This is a genomic window from Methylobacterium phyllosphaerae (assembly GCF_001936175.1).
GTDB classification, from domain to species: Bacteria; Pseudomonadota; Alphaproteobacteria; order Rhizobiales; family Beijerinckiaceae; genus Methylobacterium; species Methylobacterium fujisawaense.
Genome location: NZ_CP015367.1, coordinates 4,448,080 through 4,470,084, shown reverse-complemented (window position 1 = coordinate 4,470,084; position 22,005 = coordinate 4,448,080). Strand labels below are relative to the sequence as shown.

The 22,005-nt window shown below is 72.0% G+C and carries 16 protein-coding genes; 9 read left to right on the top strand and 7 right to left on the bottom strand.

Annotated elements, in window-relative coordinates; translation table 11 throughout:
- Window positions 1-2 precede the first annotated feature (2 nt).
- Window positions 3-332: a hypothetical protein gene (locus tag MCBMB27_RS20320; RefSeq protein ID WP_075382045.1), complete on the bottom strand. Its 330-nt coding sequence runs from the start codon at window positions 330-332 to the stop codon at window positions 3-5.
- Window positions 333-585: 253 nt separating this feature from the next.
- Here MCBMB27_RS20320 and MCBMB27_RS20315 point away from each other — a divergent pair, with 253 nt between their 5' ends.
- On the top strand, window positions 586-2,478 hold the full coding sequence (locus MCBMB27_RS20315; protein ID WP_043379122.1) for a sensor histidine kinase: 1,893 nt from the start codon (window positions 586-588) through the stop codon (window positions 2,476-2,478).
- A 27-nt stretch (window positions 2,479-2,505) separates the two neighbouring features.
- On the top strand, window positions 2,506-3,222 hold the full coding sequence (locus MCBMB27_RS20310; protein ID WP_043355396.1) for a peptidoglycan-binding domain-containing protein: 717 nt from the start codon (window positions 2,506-2,508) through the stop codon (window positions 3,220-3,222).
- 72 nt (window positions 3,223-3,294) lie between these two features.
- Here the strand turns inward: MCBMB27_RS20310 and MCBMB27_RS20305 are convergent, their stop codons facing one another.
- Window positions 3,295-3,585, bottom strand: a complete 291-nt coding sequence (locus MCBMB27_RS20305) for a hypothetical protein (RefSeq protein ID WP_075381147.1) — start codon at window positions 3,583-3,585, stop codon at window positions 3,295-3,297.
- 318 nt (window positions 3,586-3,903) lie between these two features.
- On the opposite strand from MCBMB27_RS20305, the gene MCBMB27_RS20300 reads away from it, so the two are divergent.
- Complete coding sequence (locus MCBMB27_RS20300; RefSeq protein ID WP_043355392.1) at window positions 3,904-4,242, top strand: DUF1491 family protein; 339 nt, start codon at window positions 3,904-3,906, stop codon at window positions 4,240-4,242.
- A 363-nt stretch (window positions 4,243-4,605) separates the two neighbouring features.
- Here MCBMB27_RS20300 and MCBMB27_RS20295 read toward each other — a convergent pair whose 3' ends face one another.
- The 5 genes from MCBMB27_RS20295 to MCBMB27_RS20275 all read right to left on the bottom strand — a co-directional run bounded on the left by MCBMB27_RS20295 (window position 4,606) and on the right by MCBMB27_RS20275 (window position 10,004).
- Complete coding sequence (locus MCBMB27_RS20295; protein WP_043355391.1) at window positions 4,606-5,655, bottom strand: ketopantoate reductase family protein; 1,050 nt, start codon at window positions 5,653-5,655, stop codon at window positions 4,606-4,608.
- A gap of 182 nt (window positions 5,656-5,837) precedes the next feature.
- Window positions 5,838-6,821 (bottom strand): N-acetyl-D-Glu racemase DgcA, encoded by a 984-nt coding sequence (gene dgcA / locus MCBMB27_RS20290; RefSeq protein WP_075381146.1) that lies wholly within the window; start codon window positions 6,819-6,821, stop codon window positions 5,838-5,840.
- A gap of 1 nt (window position 6,822) precedes the next feature.
- Window positions 6,823-7,836, bottom strand: coding sequence for an N-acetyltransferase DgcN (gene dgcN / locus MCBMB27_RS20285; protein ID WP_043355388.1), 1,014 nt, complete (start codon window positions 7,834-7,836; stop codon window positions 6,823-6,825).
- Window positions 7,837-8,154: 318 nt separating this feature from the next.
- Complete coding sequence (locus MCBMB27_RS20280) at window positions 8,155-8,706, bottom strand: GNAT family N-acetyltransferase (protein WP_075381145.1); 552 nt, start codon at window positions 8,704-8,706, stop codon at window positions 8,155-8,157.
- A gap of 131 nt (window positions 8,707-8,837) precedes the next feature.
- Window positions 8,838-10,004: a type III PLP-dependent enzyme gene (locus MCBMB27_RS20275; protein WP_043355385.1), complete on the bottom strand. Its 1,167-nt coding sequence runs from the start codon at window positions 10,002-10,004 to the stop codon at window positions 8,838-8,840.
- Window positions 10,005-10,723: 719 nt separating this feature from the next.
- Here MCBMB27_RS20275 and MCBMB27_RS20270 point away from each other — a divergent pair.
- The 6 genes from MCBMB27_RS20270 (at window position 10,724) to MCBMB27_RS20245 (ending at window position 21,959) form a co-directional block, all read left to right on the top strand.
- Complete coding sequence (locus MCBMB27_RS20270; protein ID WP_043355384.1) at window positions 10,724-11,230, top strand: GNAT family N-acetyltransferase; 507 nt, start codon at window positions 10,724-10,726, stop codon at window positions 11,228-11,230.
- 516 nt (window positions 11,231-11,746) lie between these two features.
- Window positions 11,747-13,846 carry a methyl-accepting chemotaxis protein gene (locus MCBMB27_RS20265; RefSeq protein ID WP_075381144.1) on the top strand — a complete coding sequence of 700 codons (2,100 nt, stop codon included), beginning with the start codon at window positions 11,747-11,749 and terminating at the stop codon, window positions 13,844-13,846.
- 124 nt (window positions 13,847-13,970) lie between these two features.
- Window positions 13,971-15,473: a lipopolysaccharide biosynthesis protein gene (locus MCBMB27_RS20260; protein WP_051045044.1), complete on the top strand. Its 1,503-nt coding sequence runs from the start codon at window positions 13,971-13,973 to the stop codon at window positions 15,471-15,473.
- 90 nt (window positions 15,474-15,563) lie between these two features.
- Window positions 15,564-16,751: an FAD-binding protein gene (locus MCBMB27_RS20255; RefSeq protein ID WP_053609306.1), complete on the top strand. Its 1,188-nt coding sequence runs from the start codon at window positions 15,564-15,566 to the stop codon at window positions 16,749-16,751.
- 146 nt (window positions 16,752-16,897) lie between these two features.
- Window positions 16,898-18,226, top strand: coding sequence for a glycolate oxidase subunit GlcF (gene glcF / locus MCBMB27_RS20250; RefSeq protein WP_043379110.1), 1,329 nt, complete (start codon window positions 16,898-16,900; stop codon window positions 18,224-18,226).
- A gap of 670 nt (window positions 18,227-18,896) precedes the next feature.
- Complete coding sequence (locus tag MCBMB27_RS20245) at window positions 18,897-21,959, top strand: Rne/Rng family ribonuclease (protein ID WP_075381143.1); 3,063 nt, start codon at window positions 18,897-18,899, stop codon at window positions 21,957-21,959.
- The last annotated feature ends 46 nt before the right edge of the window (window positions 21,960-22,005 follow it).

The window sequence follows — 22,005 nt, the reverse complement described above, 5'->3', positions numbered from 1 at the left end:
CGTCAGCGGGGATCCACGGGCGGATCGCGCTGCGGATCGGCGCCCCGCCAAGCGGGCTGCCGATCGGTCTCCTCGAGGGTGTCGGTTGAGGCCGTCGGCTCCGCGGCGCGGCGGCTCAGTTCCGCCATCAGGCCGCGGGCCAGGACGGCGCGCACCGCCCGCTCGCGGGTCTCGGCTGGCACCGCGTCGAGGGCCGCCGGCAGCGCCGCCTGGGCGCTGGGCACCGCGTCGGCGAGCCGTCTCGCCTCGGCGGCCGGATCCGTCCCGGCTCGCAGCAGGGCAAAGTAGGAGAGCACGCCGATCACCAGCGCGGCGCGCAGCAGGACGGTCATGAGACGATTCCTCCGCTCGAGATCAAGCGGAAGCATTCGACCGATTTCCTCAACCGGGCCTCAACCGACCCGAGCTTTTCCGCGCGATGGTGAATGAAGCTTGTCCGCAATCGGCTGGTTACCTCGCGGAAAGCATCCCGATCAATCGGACAAGTCCCGCAACACTCGTTTAAGCCGGCTCTGCGACCGTCCGGAAGTCGTTGGAAGTCGAACCGGAGGCGCGACGGATGCGGGAACGCATTCTGCGCGGCGCGTGCCAACCTTGACCATTAAGACTGTCCTGACGTCGTTGATCGACGACCGGCTCGCGGGTCTCGTCCACGAATCCGTGGCCGACAATGCGCCGGCCCGTGCGCGCCACCAGCGCTTCCTGGTGTCGCGGCTGGCGACCGGCGCCGTCATGATGGTCGGTCTGCCGCCCTATCTGCTCTGGCGCGGGGTGCCGTCCGGCTTCGAGGTCCTGGCGATCGCGAGCCTGCTGCTGCCGGTCTTCGCCGCCGTCCTGCTCGCCCGCACCGGGTCCCTCTGGATCGCCCACGCGGTTTCCTCGGCGGGCCTGACCGGCCTCGTCGTCGCCCTGGCGGGCGTCACCGGCGGCGCCACCTCGCCCGCCGCGGTCTGGCTGGTGGCGATCCCCCTCGAGGCGCTGGTCTCAGGCTCGCTCCGCGCGACGATCGCGGCCTCCGTCATGGCGGTTCTCGGCGTGCTGACCGTGGTGGCCCTCGGCGCCTGGGCCGGCGCCCTGCCGGTCATGGACATCTCGGCAGGGATCGCGCTCCCGGCCTTCGCGATCACCGCGATCGGCCATGTCGCCGCCCAGGCTCTGGAGCACATGCGCAACGAAGGCGTCTGGCGCGAGCGGCTGCGCGACAACGAGGCCCGCGACCGGCTGCTCCTCTCGGCGATCGACGATCTCGTGACCTGGCACGACCGCAACGGCCGCGTGCTGGAAGCCTCGGTCTCGGCCACGCGGCTGCTCGGCAGCGACCCGGCCCGGCTGCGCGGCCATGGGCTGCTGGAGCGGGTCCATGTCGCCGACCGGCCGGCCTTCCTCAAGGCGGTGAGCGACGTGGCGGCGACCGGGCGGCCCGCGACCCTGCCCCTGCGCCTGCACGTCGAGGCCGAGGCCGGCCGGCCCGACGGCGCGAGCCTGATCCACGCCGAGATGCGCGCCCACCGGATCGAGCACGGGCCGCACGAGGCCGCCATGGCGGTGGTGGCGGTCACCCGCGACATGACCGAGCACCACCGGCATGCCGTGGAGCTGGAGCGCGCCCGCGCCGAGGCCGAACGCGCCGACGCGATCAAGGGCCGGTTCCTGGCCAACGTGACCCACGAGCTGCGCACGCCGCTCAATGCGATCATCGGCTTCTCCGAGGTCCTGGCGGGCCAAGGCGCCGTCAGCCTCGGCCCGGACCAGGCGCGGGAATATGCCGGCATTATCGGCGCCTCCGGCCACCATCTGCTCGGCGTGGTCAACACGCTCCTCGACATGAGCCGGATCCAGAGCGGCAACTTCGACTGCGCCCCCGAATGCTTCGACATCGCGGGCCTGCTTCGGGCCTGCTGCGACCTGATGCGCCTGAAGGCCGACGCCGCCGGCATCGTCCTCACCGTCGCCCCGTCGGGCCCGGTGGAAATCACCGCCGATCCCGCCGCCTGCCGGCAGGTCCTGATCAATCTCATCTCGAACGCGGTGAAGTTCACCCCGCGCGGCGGCCGGGTCGACCTGTCCCTGCGCCGCGGCGCGGGCAGCCTGGACATCGTCGTGGCCGATACCGGCGTCGGCATCGGTACGGACGACCTGCCCAAGCTCGGGACCCCGTTCTTCCAGGCGGGCAGCGGCGGCTACAAGCGCCAGCACGAGGGGACCGGCCTCGGACTCTCGGTGGTGCAGGGCCTGGTCGGCTTGCACGGCGGCGCCCTGCTGATCGAGAGCGCCCCGCAGGCCGGGACCGTCGTGACCGTAACCCTGCCCCTCGTCTGCCCGGCTCCGGCGGCCGACCATGGGCCGGCCCCGATCCGCACCGCCGTGCGGGGCGCCCCGGTGTCGCGCCGCGTGGTGCGCCTGCCGCTCGGCCTGTTCGACGCGGAGCCGAGCGCCGCCTCGGTCCCGGCCGACCCGGTCCTGCGCCGCACCGCCTGATCGGCAGATCCCCCGGAAGGAGACATGATGTCAGGCTACCGCGAGATCACCGTACCGGGCGAACCCAGCCGTGCACGCCGTCCCGCGCCGCGCCGCGCCGCCGTCCAGGGCGACTGGCGTGCCGTCCTCGTCGGCGCGCTGAAGGCGACGGGCGCCACCTGCCGGACCAGCCCCGGCACCGTTCTCGGCAGCCTCGCGGCCCTCTGCGCGGCGGGCTTCGTCTGCGTCAACGCCCTCGGCTACCAGACCGGGCGCCATCCGGCGCCGATCCTGCCCAAGCTCGCCCAGAAGGCGCCTGCCGCGCGCGAGGCGGCCCCGGCCGCCAAGGAGCCCGTCCGGGAGGCGGCCCGGGATCCGGTGCGCGTCATCGATCCCGAACGCGTCGCCGCGCCGGCGCCCGCCAAGCCGGCGGCCCGGGACGCGATCGGCGAGCTGATCCGATCCGATGAGACCACCGCCTCGGTTACCCCGAAGGCGTCGCCGGTCCGCCCGGCCGCGAAGCCGGCTCCGAAGGAGACGAAGGACGCCGCCAAGACCGCCAAGCCCGAGAAGGACGGTGATCCGGTGATGCGGGCCCAGAAGGCGCTGTCGAAGCTCGGCTACGCGGTGAAGCCCGACGGCGCGATGGGACCGGGCACGCGGGCGGCGATCGAGAAGTTCGAGCGCAGCGCCAAGCTGCCGGTCACCGGCGAGGCGACGGGCCGGACCCTGCGCGAGCTGATGGCCCGGGCCGGCCACGGTTAGCGAGACAGGGCGGCACCCCCGCCGCGCTTGCGGCGCGGGTGCCGATCGGCGTGAGAGCGCGGAGGCGGGCCCTCAGTATTGCGTGCCGGTGAACCGGCAGATCGTCTTGCAGCGTGGACCGCCATTGGCCTGCCAGGACTTCGCGTGTCCGATCGATCCGGTCATGTCCTGCGTGGGATTACCCCCGGGTCGATGCACGACGATGTTGCAGCGATCCTGCGGCGTCCGCTGGTAGCGCGGGCAGGATGCGGAATCGCGGTTGCCCAGTAAATCCATGAGCGTCTCCGGACGGGCGTGGGCCGACGGCACAACACCGCACAGGCCGGCGACGATCAGCGCCGCAAGCGAGGTCATTCTACACATCGGAGTGCTCCTTAAATCATCGTGAGATGCAAATTCGGGCGCCCTTTGCTCAGATAATCAGCAAACAATACTATAGATGTGCGTTGTCGCACATCGATCAATTCTATTTTAATCCCGATAAATACTCGATTTTCTGAAGGAATATTCCGCCGCCTGAACCGTTATGGAGATGCCGGGCCGTGCACCGGCGGTTGCCCGGACCGGCGCTTTCGCGCATGGCGGAGGACGCGCCACCCGGCGCTCGCAGGGTTCCGGATCCGGCTGATCCGCCGGGACACAGGCCCTGCGGCGAACGGATCCTCACAGGGCTACAGACGCATGCGCCTGCGCTCCGATTTCTGGGTTTCGGCCCATCTGCGGCGGCTGGATGTCGCCGGCATCCCGGCCGTGCTGCGGCGGCGCGGGTCCGCGGAGGCGGGTGCGATCTTCGTGAAGGTCGACCGGCTCGACGGCAGCGCCGACCTCTACGGACCGGCGCCGCAGGCCCTGTTCGAGGCCGAGGAGAGCGGCGACCGCCGTTTCGCCGGGATCGTCACCGGCGGGAGCCCGCTCGACGTGGAGGAGCGCCTGACAAAGGAGATCCGGTTCGATTCCGATCTCTGGATCATCGAGATCGACGACCGCCAGGGGCGGCATTTCCTGGACTTGGCGGAGTGATGGAGGGCCGCGACCGGCCGGGCTGCGCCTGACGGAGGGCCGTCCCACACATCGCCAGCGTCCTGAGGTGCTGCGCAGCGGCCTCGAAGGAGCCCTCCGGGGATCGCGCGGCTGGCTGTAACCCTCCTTCGAGGCCTCCGCTGCGCTCCGGCCCCTCAGGATGAGGGGAGGGCCGGAAGGACCGAAGGCCAGAACGCCGTGTCCCGTGACGCGACGCGCTCCGGGGGAGCGGCTCCAGCGGCCGCTCGCCGTCGTTGCGAGCGCAGCGAAGCAATCCAGCGACGCCACGGCCGCCGATGTCGCGCGACCTGAATCGCTTCGCTGCGCCCGTGATACCGGGGCGGAGCGAAGCGACGGCGCCCGTCAGCCCTCGATGATGCGCTCGTCGAGCTTGCGGTCGACGGTCTCGACGGTGCGGTCGATCTCGGCGTTCGGATCACCGAGCTGGTGCGAGATCAGCTTCACCAGCAGGTCGACGCGCTCGATGTAGGGCGCACCGTTGGCCACCGCGCGCGCCGCCGAGGACGGCTTCAGCAGGCTCTCGGCCGCCTTGGCGTATTTCTCGAACGGCACCTGATCGGCCGGATCGGCGCCGAGCTTCCGGGCGATCCCGTCGACATGGTCGTAGATCGCCCGCGAGCGCGCGAGGTCGCCGTGGACGGCGTCGTGGATCGATTGCGGCGCGCCCGGGGTGATGCACCGGTAATTGCCGGTGAGCAGCATCGACCACTTGGCCAGCGGCACGAACAGCGAGTCGAACACCTTCAGCTTCACCGGCACGTCGTGCCCGTCGAGGCGCACGGCGTCGATGTCGGCCTCCAGCTCGCGGAGAAGCGTGTTGTGCGCCTCGTCGGCGAAGGTCGCGGCCTTGAAGTTGGTCGGCAGGCCGACATGGAGGACGTTGGCCTCCTCCTCCGGCGGCCGGAAGGCCTGCGGGTCGGGGGAGCAGAGCGACACCAGCCCCGGCTCGAACCGGTCCCAGACGCCGGCATTGGTGTAGGCATCCTCAAGATCCATGGCGGCGAGCGCCGGGATCCGCTTGAGGTAGGGCAGCGGCGGCATGTTCATGATCGACAGGCACGGCAGCTTCGCCGCCGCGATCTTGATCATCAGGACGCGGATCGTGTGGTTGTTGTACTGCGGCTCCTGCATGGCGAGGCCGACGAGGTCGTAGCGCGACACGTCGACGTCTTCCGGCGGCATGGCGTCGACCTTGCCGGGCAGGTCGCGCGAGTGGATCGCGCGGTGCTCCTTCTCGTCGCGGAGCTTGATGCGGACCTCGGTGCCCTCGCGGTTGATCAGGTCGGCGGTCTTCCTGCGGCAGACCAGGGTCACGTTGTGACCGGCCATCAGGAGCTTGGTCCCCAGGAGCGAGCCGTAGGAGGCCCCCAGGATCAGGATGTTTCTGGCCACGTCGTTCCTCCCCAGCATTGAAGACTGCTGTTGTGTTGTCTGGCTGCGGGGAACAGCGCGTCCACGCCACGGCCCCATCGCACCGCCGATGGATGGCAGCCGGGCGGGCGGAACGCAAGCCTTCTGGTATACCTAATCCCAAACCCATTGTGACGCCCCGCCGGTGACAGGCGAGGCGAATCCTATCCCCACAGCTCCGGCGTGGGCGGGTGCATCAGGCTGCCGTCGTAGCGGAGCGGCGGGTCGCGGTCGCGGGCGAGCAGCAGCGGCCCGTCGAGATCGACGAAGTCGGCCCCCTCGGCGAGGAGCGCCGCCGGCGCCATGCCCAGCGAGGTGCCGAGCATGCAGCCGACCATGATCGCGAGCCCCCTCCCCTTCGCCTCGCGGGCGAGCAGCACCGCCTCGGTCAGGCCGCCGGTCTTGTCGAGCTTGATGTTGATCGCGTCGTAGCGCCCGGCGAGCGCGTCGAGGCCGGCGCGGTCGTGCAGGCTCTCGTCGGCGCAGACCGGCACCGGATGCGCGATCTCGGCGAGCAGGGCATCGGCGTCGGCCGGCAGCGGCTGCTCGATCAGCGCGACGCCGGCCTTCAGGCAGGCGGCGAGGTTAGCCTCGATGGTCTCGGGCCGCCACGCCTCGTTGGCGTCGACGATCAGCCGGGAATCGGGCGCGCCGGCCCGGACGGCGGCGATGCGCTCCGGATCCCCTACCCCGCCGAGCTTGACCTTGAGCAAAGGCCGGTGGGCCGCCTTGCGGGCGGCCTCTTCCATGCTCTCCGGCGTGCCGAGGCTCAGCGTGTAGGCGGTGATGACCGGCTGCGGCGCCGGCAGACCGGCGATCGCCCAGGCGGGGCGGCCCTGGAGCTTCGCCTCGAGGTCGAACAGCGCGCAGTCCAGGGCGTTGCGCGCCGCCCCCGCTTCCATGCGGGTCATCAGCGCATCGCGCCCGATCCCGGCCGCGATCGCCTCCGCCTGCCCTTCGATCAGCGCGCTGACGCTCTCGACGCTCTCGCCATAGCGCGGATAGGGCACGCACTCGCCGCGCCCGACCGTGTCGCCGTCCGTGAGCGTCGCCACCACGACGGCGATCTCGGTGCGGCTGCCGCGGGAGATCGTGAAGGCGCCGGCGATCGGGAAGCGCTCGACGGCGAGGCTCAGGCGACGGACCATGTCAGATCTCCGGGAACTCGGCGACGATCCGGTCGACCAGCCCGTCGACGCCGAAGCGCACCGGGTCGGTGGCGGGCAGGTCGTGCTCGGACGCGAGCGTCTCGAGGAGCGCCCGCGCCTCGCCCTCGGCAAGCGCCTGGGTGTTGACCGCGATGCCCACCGGCCTGATTGCCGGGTTGGTCAGGCTGCCGAGCTGGACGGTCAGGTCGATCACCTGGCGGATGGTGGGGAGCGGGTGCTTCACGCCGCGCATCGTGGTGCGGGTCGGCTCGTGGCAGACCACGAAGGCGTCGGCCTGGGCGCCGTGCAGCAGGCCGAGGCTCACCCCCGCGAAGGACGGGTGGTAGAGCGAGCCCTGGCCCTCGATCAGGTCCCAATGGTTGGAGGCCGCCTCCGGCGAGATCGTCTCGACGGCGCCGGAGATGAAGTCGGCCACCACGGCGTCGATGGCGACGCCCCGGCCGGAGATGAACACGCCGGTCTGGCCGGTGGCGCAGAAATCGGCGTCGAGGCCGCGCTCGCGCATGCCGCGCTCCAGGGCGAGCACGGTATACTTCTTGCCGACGGAGCAGTCGGTGCCGACGGTGAGCAGGCGCCGGCCCGACCGCTTGGTGCCCTTGCCGGTGGGGAAGCGCTCGTCGGTGTGGCGGACGTCGTGGAGCTGGCGGTTACGCCGCGCGGCGGCCTCCGCGATGGCCGGAATCGTACCGAGCTTGACGTGCAGGCCGCTCGCCACGTCGAGCCCGGCCTCGATCGCCGCGACGATCTCCTTGACCCAGTGATCCGGCAGCACGCCGCCGGCATTGACGACGCCGATCACAAGGGTCCGGCAGCCCTTCGCCAGGGCCTCCGGCAGGGTCATGTCGGGGATGCCGAGATCGGCGGCGCAGCCCGGCAGGCGCATCTGGCCGACGCACCATTCGGGGCGCCAGTCCTTGATGCCGTAGGCGGTCTTGGCCGCCAGCGTGTCGGGCACGTCGCCCAGGAACATCAGGTAGGGCGTGGCGATCTGCATCGGTCGAGCAACCTTCTCCGGGAGGCCGGCGGACCGTCTATGCGGGATCGCGGGCGCCGGGCGCAATGCACGAGACCGGCCAAGCGGGTGGACGCGGCCGCCGTCGCGGGCATGACCGGGTTGCGTCATCCTGAAGGGACGCTCCTCCGACCCTCTCCGCAACCCGAGGTGCCGCAGCGCAGGGAGGCCGCGAAGGAGGCCTCCAGGGCTCGCGCGGCTGGCTCGAGGGCTCCTTCGAGGCCCGCTCACGTGGGCACCCTGGGATGAAATCGCGTTGGGGAAAGCCGATCTCACCCCTGCGGCGTCTGGTGTCCCCGTTCAGGCGGCGCGTCGTCGCGCCACCCCCGCCTCGTTGGCCACCGCGCCCACCGGCGACAGCACGCCGGTCGCCCGGACCATCCCCTCGACGCCCGCCAGAGCGCCCGCGCGCAGCTCGAGACCGAGGAAGCGCTCGCGCTCGAACGGCCCCGGCAGGGTCAGGCCCTCCGCGAGCGCCCGGTCGAAGCCGAAGCGGGCATAGTAGGGCGCATCGCCGACCAGCAGCACGGCGCCGTGGCCGAGGGCCTCCGCCCGGCCGAGGGCCGCCTGCATCATCACCGAGCCGAGCCCCTGCCCCTGGATCGCCGGATCGACGGCGAGCGGGCCGAGCAGCAGCGCCGGGCGGGCGAGCCCGGCCTCGACGTGCCACAGCCGCAGGGTGCCGACGAGGCGGCCGCCCCGAATCGCCGCGAAGGCGAGTCCGCGGGCCGGCCGACGGCCTTCGCGCAGGCGCTCCGAGGTCTTGGCATGGCGGTTGCCGGGAAAGCACGCGTCGAGCAGGCGCTCGCGCGCCGGGACGTCGTGGACATGCTCCGCGCGGATCTCGATCATGGCTGTGCCCTCCCCGGGCCGGCAAGCGGGAGAAGCGGTGGGTTCCGACGGACGGCCGAAGGCGATCCGTCGATGCGACAGCGGGAGATCGCTCCCGGCAGCGACAGGCTGCCGGGAGGTTCTGCAGCAGGTCAGATGACGATCTGCTGAAGGGGCGGGAAGCCGTTGAAGGCCACCGCCGCGTAGGTGGTGGTGTAGGCGCCCGCACCCTCGATCAGCACCTTGTCGCCGATCGAGAGCGAGACCGGCAGCGGATAGAGCTGCCGCTCGTAGAGCACGTCCACCGAGTCGCAGGTCGGCCCGGCGATGACGCAGGGCTCGGTCGCGTCGCCGTCCCGGGCGGTGCGGATCGGGTAGCGGATCGCCTCGTCCATGGTCTCGGCCAGCCCGCCGAACTTGCCGATGTCGAGGTAGACCCACCGGACCTCGTCGGCGTCCGCGGATTTCTTCGACACGAGCACGACCTCGGCCTCGATCAGGCCGGCATTGCCGACCATGCCGCGGCCCGGCTCGATGATCGTCTCGGGGATCTGGTTGCCGAAATGCTTGGTCAGGCCCCGGAAGATCGCCTCGCCGTAGCTCTCCACGCCCGGCACCGCCTTGAGGTACTTGGTCGGGAAGCCGCCGCCGAGATTGACCATCGACAGGCCGATCCCGCGCTCTGCGCACTCGCGGAAGATCGCCGCCGCGGAACCGAGCGCCCCATCCCAGGCCTCGGTGTTGCCCTGCTGCGAGCCGACATGGAACGAGATGCCGTAGGCCTCCAGCCCCTGGCGATGGGCGTGCTCCAGCACGTCCGCGGCCATCTCGGGCACGCAGCCGAACTTGCGCGAGAGCGGCCAGTCGGCGCCCGCGCCGTCGCACAGGATGCGGCAGAACACCCGGATCTCGCCGGTCGGCACGTCCGTGGCCACGGCGGCCCGGGCGATCTTCTCGACCTCGGCCTGGCAGTCGACCGCGAACAGGCGGATGCCGAGCTTCAGGGCGCGGCCGATGCAGCGCTCCTTCTTGATCGTGTTGCCGAAGGAGATCCGGTCGGCGGTGGCGCCGGCGGCCAGCACCATCTCCATCTCGGCGACGGAGGCGGTGTCGAAGCACGAGCCCATCTCGGCGAGCAGGCGCAGCACCTCGGGGGCCGGGTTCGCCTTCACGGCGTAGAACACGCGGGTGTCCGGCAGGGAGCGCGCGAAGGCGGTGTAGTTGTCACGCACGACGTCGAGATCGAGGACCATCACGGGGCCCTCGTCCTGACCGAGGTCGCGGCGCACGCGCAGGAAGTCACGGATGCGGTCGGTCATAGTCGTCTCCCGGCACGGGTTCGCGAGCGCCCTACGCGGGGCGCGCTGTCGAAGATGACGGCCAGGACTGGCCGTCGGCGTCAGGGGGCGATGCGTCGCGCGGACCCACGCGCTTTGGAGACGCGTGCGTCAGTGCGGGCGCAGAGCACCCGGAAGCTGCCGTGGATTGGAAGGGATGACCCCCACCGCACGCCGGGCAAAGAGAAACAAGCCTCTTCGGTGCCGGCCTGTGGAGGGCCGACGAGACCAAAAAAGCCCGTTCGTCGTTGCTTTAAGCTGCGTCCCCCGTGGAGAGCGGGGTTCGCCGGTTTCGCCTCCGGCTGCCGGTTGTTGTCGGGGTCCGGTGTTGCCACCTGGATGCCGGCCGTAGGGATCCACCCTTGCGACCATCGATCCTTTAAGACCCCTGGCGGCTGTCCGGCAGTTGACCGGATGCCCACCAACCGACACGCGGCCACAGGCACGTGCGAAATTGGGCACGGCGCATATACGGAGACAGGCCCGGCCCGGCAAGGGGAAGATGCCCCGGACCGCCCGCTTTTCCGCCCGGAATCCACACCCCGTGCGGCCCGTTGCAAAAACGACGCAGCCCGACCGGGCCGAAGGCGCCGTGCGGGCTTCCCAAGCGGGGCGGAAGCGGGCATCTGACCGGAGCGGGCAGAACACGCAGGTAAGCAAGCGATGGCCGGGCCGACCAGATCCACCGCGACGGCGCGGGCGTGAGCGCCCCCCTGCGCAACCCGGTCGGCGACGGGCTCCCCGAGCCGACGATCCGGACCGCCACGCTCGCCGATCTCGACGCCCTGGTCGCCCTGGAGCACGCCGCCTTCGCCACAGACCGGGCGGAGCGCCGGGCGATCCGCCACGCGATCCTGTCGCCCACCATGGACGTGCTGGCGGCGCTGATCGACGCGCCGGATGCGGACCCGACGCCGGTCCTCGTCGGCGCCGCGGTGCTGGAGCGGCGGCGCAGCAGCCGGATCGCCCGGCTGGCGTCGATCGCGGTGGCGCCGAATCGCGGCGGCCTCGGCCTCGGCGGCCGACTCCTCGACGCGGCGGAGGCGCAGGCCCGCAGCCAGGGCTGCGACCGGCTCCGGCTGGAGGTGCGCGCCGACAACGGCGCCGGCATCCGCCTCTACGAGCGCCGGGGCTATACCCGCTTCGCCGTGCGGCCGGACTATTACGAGGACGGGATGGAAGCCTGGCGCTACGAGCGCGGGCTGTAGGCGTCGCGCAGGGCTGCCGCCGATACGCGGGCCGCCTGCGGGCCGGCAGCCATCACGTTGACATCCGGATGCGATCGAAGCCGTCCCCTCCCGCGGCCCTGTTCGTCATCACGAGGGGACGCGGCGGCCCGACGGGCAGGACACCGAGCAGGACGCCGAGCAGGCGAGCGCCGCCCGAGACTGCTTCGCCGCACGCTCCTGCAGGGCGCCGGCAGGCCGGCCGCGCTCGGCCTCGGGCCGTTCGCGGATGCGACCGCAGGGCGCCAGATCCGCCTCGCGCCGTTCCACCGCGGGGAGCAGCCCCGCCGCGCCGCCCAGGCCACGCTGATTTCAGCGCTCATAAATTCGGCACAACCCCCGTAAATTGACTCGCCTCTCAATCAAATTCGCGTTCTATTATAAAATCTGAATGAAAATATCATTATAAAATCGCAAGTATACAACACATCATCAGACGATTGCCTGAAGAAACCTAACGTTTTAAGACAAAGCATCGCAGACCTTGAGACTTTACCCATGACTCGCTGGCTGGGGCGCTTCTCGATCCGGACGTTGTTGTCCCTGGTGATCGTCATCATGGCCTGCATGGCGCTGGTCAATGCCGTCAGGACCCTCGTCGACGAGCGGGCGCAGGCGATGGGTGCGGTCAGGGCGGTGACCTTAACGCAGGCGAGCCAGGGACTCCTCCGGACCATCCTGCCGCTGCGGCTGGAGCGCGGATCGACCCTCGCCCTCGGGGGTGAGGCGCCCGCGGACGCGAAGACCCTGTCGACCATCGCGGGCAGCCGGCAGGCGCTGATCGAGAATTACCGCCAGGCTCAGCGCAGCCTGAGCGATCTGGCCGAGCCGACGGTCAGCGCGACGCTCGATCGCCTGAACGCGGCCCAGGAGGCGATGGCGGCCCTGCGCCCCCGCATCGACGCGGCCCTCAGGCTGCCGAAGGCCCGTCGTGAGCCGGCGCTGCGGGACGCCGCGATGGCCGCCTTCCAGGACCTGCTCGAGGCCCTGACGGCCACGCTGAAGGCGGTCGACGCGGCCATTCCCCGGTCCGATCCCGTCCTGGAGCGCTATCTCGCCCTCAAACAGGCGGCCTGGGACACGCGCGTCGCCAGCGGCAACGTCGCGGTGCGGGTGCAGACCTCCCTGATCGCCGGAACGTCGTGGTCCCTGCCCGAGACCGTCGCGGCGGCTGAGGAGCGGACCGAACTTCTGTCCGCGTGGCGGCGCACGACCGAGGCCGCGACCGACGTCTCGGAGACGGTGCGGGCCGCGTTCGTGCGGGCGAAGGCCGACAATTTCGAGGGCGACACCAAGGCCATCGCGCAGGCGGTCTTCGACGCGCTCAGCACGCACACGCCCCCGCGCCACACCTTCGCGGAGCTGCGCGACCGCAACACCGAGAACCAGCGCTCCCTCGTGGCCCTCTGCGACGCGGCCCTCGACGCGATGGTGGCGCGCGCCGAGACTCTCGCCGACGCGGCCCGGACCGACGTCGTGCACAGCGTCGCGGCGCTGCTGGCGGTGATCCTGCTGGTGGCCCTCGGCCTGTGGACCCTGTTCGGCGGCGTGCTGCGCCCGCTCCGGGCGCTGACGGCGACGATGCAGGCGCTGGCGGACGGGGACGCCTCCGCCACGGTCCCGGCGCGCGCCTACCGCAACGAGATCGGCGCGATGGCGCGGGCCGTCCAGGTGTTCAAGGACAACCTGATCCGCAGCCGCCAGCTCGAAGCCGAGGCCGCCGAGGCGCGGCTGGCGGCGGAGGCGCGGCGCCGGTCCGACCTGCGGGCGATGGCCGAGCGCTTCGAGCAGACGGTCGGCGGCATCATCGCTCAGGTCTCGGACTCGGCCACCGCCCTGCAGGGTACGGCCCAGACCATGACGGCCACCGCGACCCAGACCGCGAGCCAGTCCAGCACCGTGGCGGCCGCCGCCGAGGAGGCTGCCGCCAACGTCAACACGGTGGCGGCGGCGGCCGAGGAACTCGGGGCCTCCGTGGAGGAGATCGGCCGGCAGGTCGAGGGATCGACCAAGCTCGCCCAAGGGGCCGTCTCGGAGGCGGGACAGACGGGCACGCTGGTCCGGGACCTGAGCGGCGCGGTCGCGCGGATCGGCGACGTGATCGGGCTGATCGCGGCGATCGCCGGCCAGACCAATCTGCTGGCGCTCAACGCGACGATCGAGGCCGCCCGCGCCAGCGAGGCCGGCCGGGGCTTCGCGGTCGTCGCCAGCGAGGTGAAGGCGCTGGCGGCGCAGACCGCGCGGGCGACCGAGGAGATCGCCGGCCAGATCGCCGGCATCCAGGGCGTGACCGGCCGGGCCGTCACGGCGATCGGCGCGATCACGGGGCGGATCGAGGAGATCAGCGGCGTGGCGAACGCGATCGCCGCGGCGGTGGAGGAGCAGGGATCGGCCACCCGGGAGATCGTCCGGAATGTCGGGCAGGCGGCCGTCGGCACCGGTGCGGTGACCAGCACCATCCTGGGCGTCGCCGGGGCCGCCGAGGAGACCGGCCGGGCCGCCGACGCGGTGCTGGCGGCGGCGTCCGCGCTGTCGCGCCAATCCGCGACGCTCACGGCCGAAGTCACGCGCTTCCTCGACACCGTCCGGGCCGCCTGACCGGACGGTGTCGGAGGCCCCGCGGGTCTCCGCCCCGATCTCGCCCGGTTAGGGGAGTCTTACGGCTCGCGCGCTACAGCGCGGGAACGGGCGGGGCGACCCCGCCGCGCATGAGACGCCGTCCATGGCCGTGATCGCCGCCTTCGTCATCAATGCGGGGCTCAACTTCGTCCTCGGCCTGCTGATCGCCAAGCTGCTGGGGCCGGCCGATTTCGGCCGGTTCGCCCTCGCGACCACCGGCGCCATCGTGCTGAACACGGTGCTGTTCGAGTGGCTGCGCCTCTCGGCGACGCGGTTCTACTCGGGACGGGTGCGGGTCGACGAGCCGTGGATCCGCCACGGGCTCGACCGAGCCTATCTGCGCATCGGCCTGCTGCTTCTGGCCGCCGCCGCCCTGTGCGGGGCCTTCGGCTTCGCCGGCGGCGCCGACGGACGCGAGGCGGTCCTGTGCGGAACCGGCCTCGCGGCGCTCGGCATCGGCGTGTTCGACTACCACGCGGCCCTCGCCCGGGCCCGGTTCGACGGCAAGCTCTATCTCGGCCTCGTCGCGGTGAAGAACGTCCTGTCCTTCGCCCTGATGGCGGCGGCGGCGTGGTGGCTGCCCCAGCCGGCCTGGGTGCTGGCGGCGGCGGGGCTCAGCCAGCTCCTCGCGGTGCTCCTGCTGCGCCACCCGCTGCGCGACCCGCACACGCCCTTCGAACGGCCGCGCCTGTCGGCGACCTGGAGGGTCTTCGCCCGCTACGGCCTGCCGCTCATCGCCGCCAACACCGCCTATCAGTGCCTCGCCTTCGTGAACCGGGGCGCCATCGCCAGCCATGCCGGCTTCGCCGAGGCCGGCTACTTCGCACTGGCCGCCGACGTCACCGCGCGCGCGATGACGACGCTCGGCACCGCCCTCGACCTGCTCCTGTTCCAGCTCGCCGTGCAGGCGGAGGAGCAGAGCGGCCGCGCCGCCGCCGAGGCGCAGGTCGCCGCCAATGCCGGCACGGTGTTCGCCCTGCTGGCACCCTGCGCGGTCGGTTTCTGGGCGGTGCTGCCGGCCCTCCAGGGACTGGTCGTGCCGGACGCCTATCGCGGGCCGTTCGAGACCTACAGCACCGTGCTGATGCCGGGCCTCTTCTGCCTGTCGATGATGTTCTACGCCCTCAACCCGGTCTTCCAGATCCGCCGCCGGACCCTGCCGGTGGTCGCCGCCGCCCTGGTCGGCCTCGCGGTGAACGGCGCCGGCCTTCTGATCCTGCCGGACCGGATGGGCGGGATCGGCGTCGCCCTGGCGCAGACCGCCGGGCTCGCCGCCGCGGGATTGTGGCTCGGCTGGCGCGCCCTCACCGGCGCCGAGCGGATCGTGCTGCCCTGGGGGGAGATCGGCGTCGCGGCCCTCGCCTGCGCGGCGATGGGCCTCGCGCTCGCCCCCTTCCGGCACCTGCCGCCCGCCACCGCGCTGGCGGTCCTGGTCCCGGCCGGGACGGCCCTCTACGGGGCGCTGGTCTGGATCTTCGACATCGCCGGCCTGCGCCGTCAGGTCCTGGCGCGTCTGCGTCCCGCGCGGACCCTGGCGGCGGAGCAGGGTTCCAGGCCCCAGGCAGGCGCCTTCGCGGCAGCCCCGCACAGGAAACCCGCCCGCTGAAACCCCGCGACTCCACCTCCGCTTGAATCCGCCGCCGGATCCGGCGACACCCGTCCTGGAATGGATACAAACAGGACCGGGACGGAAACGATGGGCGTGTACGAGCCCGGCACCGAGGCGGAGGCCGGGGAGATCGTGCGGGCGGCCGCCGGGCGCGGCGAGCGCCTGCGGCTCGCGGGCGGCGGCACCGCCGCGGGGCTCGGTCGGCCCGCGCAGGACAGCGCGACGCTTTCCGCGAAGGCGCTGACCGGCGTCACGCTCTACGAACCCGCCGAGATGGTGGTGGCGGCCCGGGCGGGCACGCCGCTGGCCGAGGTCGAGGCGCTGCTCGCCTCCCGGGGCCAGATGCTGCCCTTCGAGCCGATGGACCTGCGCGGCCTCTACGGCAGCTCCGGCGCGCCGACCCTCGGCGCGGTGGCGGCGATCAACAATGCCGGCCCGCGCCGCATCAATGCCGGGGCGGCCCGGGACAGCCTGATCGGCGTGCGCTTCGTCAACGGGCGGGGCGAGGCGATCAAGTCGGGCGGGCGGGTGATGAAGAACGTCACCGGGCTCGACCTCGTGAAGCTGATGGCCGGCGCCCACGGCACGCTGGGCCTGCTCACCGAGGTCACCTTCAAGGTGCTGCCGGCCTGCGAGCGCGTGGCGACCCTCGTCTTCTCCGGGCTGGACGATGCCCGGGCGGTGACGGCCCTTTCGGAGGCCCTCGGCTCGCCCTTCGAACTCACCGGCGCCGCGCATCTGCCGGCGGGGATCGGAGCCCCGGAGGCGCGGACCCTGATGCGCCTCGAAGGCTTTTCCGACTCCATCGACTACCGCACGGGCGAGCTGCGCCGCCTGCTCAAGCGCTACGGCCAGCCCGAGATCGTGGACGGCGAGGCCGGCGCCGCCCTCTGGCGGTCCGTGCGGGACGCCGCGCCGCTCGCCGAGCCGCGGGAGGCCGCCCTCTGGCGGATCTCCACCGCGCCGACCCACGGGCCGGCCCTGGCGGCGGCGGTGGCGGCGGAGCGCGCCGCGCGTTGGTTCTTCGACTGGGGCGGCGGCCTGATCTGGCTCGCCACCGGTGCCGAGGGCGATGCCGGCGCCGATGCGGTGCGCCGGGCCGTGAAGACCCAGGGCGGCCACGCCACGCTGGTCCGCGCCCCCGACGCCGTGCGCGCCGCCGTGCCGGTGTTCCAGCCGCTGGCCGAGCCGCTGATGCGGCTCACCGCCGGCATCAAGGCGGCGCACGATCCCGCCGGGGTGCTCAACCCCGGCCGGATGTACGCGCAGGTTTGAGGTTCATCCCCTCCCCCCGCGGGGAGGGGCCAGGAACGGGGTGGCTGAGGACCGGGCGCAACGGTGCCTCCTGCGCCCCCCATGCGGGATCCGCGATCCCGGAACTCCGCCCCGCAAGGGGGGCGGAGAGCAGGCAGGAAGAGACCGTGCAGACCAATTTTGCCCCCGCCCAGCTCGCCGATCCCGCCATGGCGGCCTCGGAGAAGATCCTGCGGACCTGCGTGCATTGCGGCTTCTGCACGGCGACCTGCCCGACTTACCTGCTGCTCGGCGACGAGCTCGATTCGCCGCGCGGCCGCATCTACCTGATCAAGGACATGCTGGAGGGCGGCAAACCGGCCTCGCAGGAGGTGGTCAAGCATATCGACCGCTGCCTCTCCTGCCTGTCGTGCATGACCACTTGCCCGTCCGGGGTGCACTACATGCACCTCGTCGACCATGCCCGGGCCCATATCGAGAAGACCTACGCGCGGCCGGCCGGCGACCGGTTCCTGCGGACGCTGCTCGCCCAGGTCCTGCCGTACCCGAACCGGTTCCGCCTCGCCCTCGCCGCCGCCAAGCTCGGAAGCCCGGTCCGCGGGCTGGTGGCGCGGCTGCCGCGGGTCGGCAACCGCCTCGCCGCCATGCTCGACCTGGCGCCCGCCGGGATGCCGCCCCGCGAGCCGACCAACCGGCCGGGCCGGTTCCCGCCGACGGGCGGCCCGGCGACCAAGCGCGTCGCCCTGCTGCGCGGCTGCGCCCAGAGCGTGTTGCGGCCGGACTTCAACGCGGCGGCGATCCGGCTGCTCAACCGGCACGGGATCGAGGTGGTGCACGCCAACGAGGGCTGCTGCGGGGCGCTGACCCACCACATGGGCAAGGAGGATTCCGCCCACGCCCATGCCAAGCAGACGATCGACGCCTGGGACGCCGAGATCGCCAAGGGCCTCGACGCGATCTTGGTCACCGCGTCCGGATGCGGCACGACCATCAAGGATTACGGCTTCATGTTCCGCGACGACCCCGCCTATGCCGAGAAGGCGCGGCGCGTGTCGTCCTTGGCCAAGGACGTCACCGAGTATCTGGCGTTGCTCGACCTCGCTCCGGTGGCCGAGAACGACCTCGTGGTGGCCTACCACTCCGCCTGCTCGATGCAGCACGGCCAGGGCATCCGGCTGGAGCCGAAGACGCTGCTCAAGCGGGCGGGCTTCACCGTGAAGGACGTGCCCGAGGGCCATATCTGCTGCGGCTCGGCGGGGACCTACAACATCCTGCAGCCGGAGCTGGCTGCGAAGCTGCGCGCCCGCAAGGTCGCCAACATCGAGCGCGTGCGCCCCGACGTGATCGCCACCGGCAACATCGGCTGCGCCACGCAGATCGGGAAGGGCACCGGCATCCCGATCGTCCACACGGTCGAGCTGCTCGACTGGGCGACCGGCGGCCCGAAGCCCGCCGCGCTCGCCGGGGTGGCACCGCGGATCGCGGCGGCGGAATAGGATCCTCCCGGCCGGATCGCCGCCCCGGCATCGCGCGCACGCACCGGGCCCCGGGGATGCGCCACGACGCAGGACCGCGCACGCAGGGACGGCGGCGGCGCCCTCGCGCGCCATGACAGCCCCGTGACATCTATTCACGCTTGACCCTTGCCAAATCCGCACAGCGGTCTGTAATGATGAGGACCCCTCTCCGGTCCCGCCGGTCGCCGCAACGGCCCGCGGACGTGACCGAATTCCTTGCGAAAACGGTCGCGGTGTCGCGGCGGGCCGTTTCGGTCCGTCTGACGGCGACGGGTGTCGCCCGTGATCGGGCAGGTGTCACACGACGCGGCGGAGCTTCTCCGCCGCACCCCAGAATTCACGGCCGATCCCCATCGGCCGAGATTGTTTCGCGAGGTCGGGACCACGATGGACGGACGCACGGCCCAGCATAGAGCTGCGCGTGCCCCGGAGGCGCAAGAGGCGCGTCGCACCGGTCCGTCCCTCCTCCCGGCCTGTTTCAACCCCAGGCGCCCAGGGCGCCGAACGGCGGTTGACGGCAATTTCCCCTCGAACCCATCCGCCTCGGCGACGAGGCCGGCACCCCACCCGACAGGTTTGACGTCGGGCGAGGCGCCGCCGGGACCACGGGCACGGAGAACGACGTCGGCCGCCATGCCGAGAGTCCGACATGGCCAACAAAATGCTGATCGACGCGATGCACCCGGAGGAGACCCGGGTCGTCACGGTCCACGGGTCTAGGGTCGAGGAGTTCGATTTCGAAGCCGCCAACCGGCGTCAGCTGCGCGGCAACATCTATCTCGCCAAGGTGACCCGGGTGGAGCCGTCGCTCCAGGCGGCGTTCGTGGAGTATGGCGGCAACCGCCACGGCTTCCTGGCCTTCAACGAGATCCACCCCGACTACTACCAGATCCCGCTCGCCGACCGGCAGGCGCTCCTCGAGGAGGACGCCCGCGACGCCGAGGAGCACCGCGAGCGCGAGGAGCGCCGCCGCCGGTCGCCGCGCCGCTCCCGCGGCCGCCGCGCCGAGGCCCGCGCCCGCGGCGCCGACGAGACCGTGAGCGCCGAGGACGGGCACGAGGCGTCCCAGACCGAGGATCAGGCCGAGATCCGGACGGAAGCCGGTTTCGATCCGGCCGCCGAGCCCGATACGCTCGCCGAGCATCCCGAGGCCGTGCGGGAGGCCCTCGCCTCCGAGACCGCCGCCGGCGACATCCCCGTGGCGCAGGACGAGCCGGCGCAGGCCGCCGAGGCCGCCCCTGCCGAGGCGCCGTTCGACGCTGCCCCCGCCGAGGCCGCCCCTGCCGAGGCGCAGGCGGCGCACGACATGGCCGGGCCGGTCGCTGACGACGCCGCCGCCGAGCAGGACGCCCCGGTCGAGGCCGAGGCCCGCATCGCCGTGGCGGGGGCGCTGACCGTCGCCGAAGCGCCGGCCGAGTCCCTCGCGGAGGAGACCGCCGAGCCGGCGGACGCCGATGAGGCGGATGACGCGTCCGACGAGGACGACGAGGAATCCGACGACGAGGATGAGGACGAGGACGAGTCGGAGGACGACGAGGACGAGTCCGACGAGGATGAGGACGAGTCGGACGAGGATTCCGACGATCCCGACGCCGAGCCCAAGATCGCCCAGGTCGGCGGCAACGGCGACGCCCTGGCCGAGATCCCCGAGCGGCCCCGCCACTACCGCCGCCAGTACAAGATCCAGGAGGTGATCAAGCGCCGCCAGATCATCCTGGTTCAGGTGGTCAAGGAGGAGCGCGGCACGAAGGGCGCGGCGCTCACCACCTACCTGTCGCTCGCCGGCCGCTACTCGGTGCTGATGCCCAATACCGGTCGCGGCGGCGGCATCTCCCGGAAGATCACCTCGGCGGCCGACCGCAAGCGCCTTAAGGAGGTCGTGCAGGATCTGGAGGTGCCCGAAGGGATGGGCGTCATCCTGCGCACCGCCGGCGCCTCGCGCTCCAAGCCCGAGATCGCCCGCGACTTCGAGTACCTGATGCGGCTGTGGGAGTCGGTCCGCGAGCTGACGCTGACCTCGATGGCGCCCGCGCTGGTCTACGAGGAAGGCTCGCTGATCAAGCGCGCCATCCGCGACCTGTACAACAAGGATCTGGACGAGGTTCTGGTCGCCGGCGAGGACGCCTACCGCGAGGCCAAGGACTTCATGCGGATGCTGATGCCCGGCCAGTCCAAGGTCGTGAAGCCCTACCGCGACCCGACGCCGATCTTCGCCCGCTTCGGCGTCGAGCAGCAGCTCGACGCGATGTTCTCCAGCCACGTCTCGCTGAAGTCCGGCGGCTATCTGGTGATCAACCCGACCGAGGCCCTGGTCTCGATCGACGTGAACTCGGGCCGCGCCACCCGCGAGCACGATATCGAGGACACCGCCCTCAAGACGAACCTGGAGGCCGCCGAGGAGGTTGCCCGCCAGCTGCGCCTGCGCGATCTCGCGGGCCTGATCGTCATCGACTTCATCGACATGGAGGAGAAGCGCAACAACCGCGCCGTCGAGAAGAAGCTGAACGAGTGCCTGAAGAACGACCGCGCCCGCATCCAGGTCGGCCGGATCTCGCCCTTCGGCCTCATGGAGATGAGCCGCCAGCGCATCCGCACGGGCGTGCTCGAATCCTCCTCGATCCCCTGCGCCCATTGCGGCGGCTCGGGCTTCGTGCGCGCCACCGCCTCGGTGGCCCTGCACATCCTGCGCTCCATCGAGGAGGCGCTGCTCAAGTCGGCGAGCCACAACCTCGTGCTGCGGACCCGCACCGAGGTCGCCCTCTACATCCTCAACCAGAAGCGCGGGCACCTGCGCGAGCTGGAGATGCGCTTCGGCGTGACCATCACGATCGCGGCCGACGAGCGGCTGGCCGCCACCGCGGCCTTCCAGCTCGACCGCGGCGAGCCGGCTCAGCGCGCCGAGGGTCCGGTGACGGGCGTGCGCGCCCAGGCGATCTCGCCCACCACGGAGTTCGAGGACGAGGACGAGGAGGCCGACGAGGTCGAGGCCGAGGTCGAGGCGGATGCCGAGGGCGAGGCCGAGGAGGGCCACGCCGAGACGCGCGAGGAGTCGACGCGCGAGGAGGGTGAAGGCCGCCGCCGGCGCCGCCGCCGCCGCCGCCGGGGCGGGCGTCAGGACGGTCGCGCCGAGGAGGATCGCGGCGACGATGATCGCCAGGAGGGCGAGCGCTCGGACGAGGACGGTCGGGACGAGGACTGGGACGGCGAGGAGCCGGCCGCAGCCGAGGCGCCGGCCGAGGCCGTCGCAGCCGAGGCCGGGGAGACCGACGAGGCCGTGGCCGGCCCCGACGAGGCGGCCCGCGCCGAGGACGAGGGCGGACGCCGCCGCCGCCGCGGACGCCGCGGCGGTCGCGGACGGAGCGAGGGCCGCACGCGGGACGCCGCCGAGACGGAGGATGTTCCCGAGGCGGTGGGCGAGACGGTGGCCCTGTCGGCGGAAGAGCCGGTGAGCGCTCAGGCGGTGGCGGAGGCGGTCGAGGCCGCCCCGGCGGCCGGCCGCACCGAGACCGCCGTGGATCTGCCGGTGGCGGAAGCCGAAGCCCCTGCGCCGGCCGACCGGGAGCCCGCCGCTGCGCCGGACGCCGCGACCGCTGGCCCGGCGGAGGTCCCCGCGGAGCCCGTGGCGGTGGTTCTGACGCCGCCCGCCGATCCGGACCGTCCCAAGCGCGCGGGCTGGTGGTCGCGCACCAAGGCCGCTCTGACGGGCGAATGAAGCATTGCGCCTCCAGATAGATCCATATCTGGAGGCGCAACCTCTG

Bases quoted from the DNA above. Each gene is read 5' to 3' on its own strand.
- MCBMB27_RS20320 (WP_075382045.1), bottom strand. From the start codon at position 332: ATGACCGTCCTGCTGCGCGCCGCGCTGGTGATCGGCGTGCTCTCCTAC.
- MCBMB27_RS20310 (WP_043355396.1), top strand. From the start codon at position 2,506: ATGTCAGGCTACCGCGAGATCACCGTACCGGGCGAACCCAGCCGTGCA.
- MCBMB27_RS20305 (WP_075381147.1), bottom strand. From the start codon at position 3,585: ATGTGTAGAATGACCTCGCTTGCGGCGCTGATCGTCGCCGGCCTGTGC.
- MCBMB27_RS20300 (WP_043355392.1), top strand. From the start codon at position 3,904: ATGCGCCTGCGCTCCGATTTCTGGGTTTCGGCCCATCTGCGGCGGCTG.
- dgcA (WP_075381146.1), bottom strand. From the start codon at position 6,821: ATGGTCCGTCGCCTGAGCCTCGCCGTCGAGCGCTTCCCGATCGCCGGC.
- dgcN (WP_043355388.1), bottom strand. From the start codon at position 7,836: ATGCAGATCGCCACGCCCTACCTGATGTTCCTGGGCGACGTGCCCGAC.
- MCBMB27_RS20280 (WP_075381145.1), bottom strand. From the start codon at position 8,706: ATGATCGAGATCCGCGCGGAGCATGTCCACGACGTCCCGGCGCGCGAG.
- MCBMB27_RS20275 (WP_043355385.1), bottom strand. From the start codon at position 10,004: ATGACCGACCGCATCCGTGACTTCCTGCGCGTGCGCCGCGACCTCGGT.
- MCBMB27_RS20265 (WP_075381144.1), top strand. From the start codon at position 11,747: ATGACTCGCTGGCTGGGGCGCTTCTCGATCCGGACGTTGTTGTCCCTG.
- MCBMB27_RS20260 (WP_051045044.1), top strand. From the start codon at position 13,971: ATGGCCGTGATCGCCGCCTTCGTCATCAATGCGGGGCTCAACTTCGTC.
- MCBMB27_RS20255 (WP_053609306.1), top strand. From the start codon at position 15,564: ATGGGCGTGTACGAGCCCGGCACCGAGGCGGAGGCCGGGGAGATCGTG.
- MCBMB27_RS20245 (WP_075381143.1), top strand. From the start codon at position 18,897: ATGGCCAACAAAATGCTGATCGACGCGATGCACCCGGAGGAGACCCGG.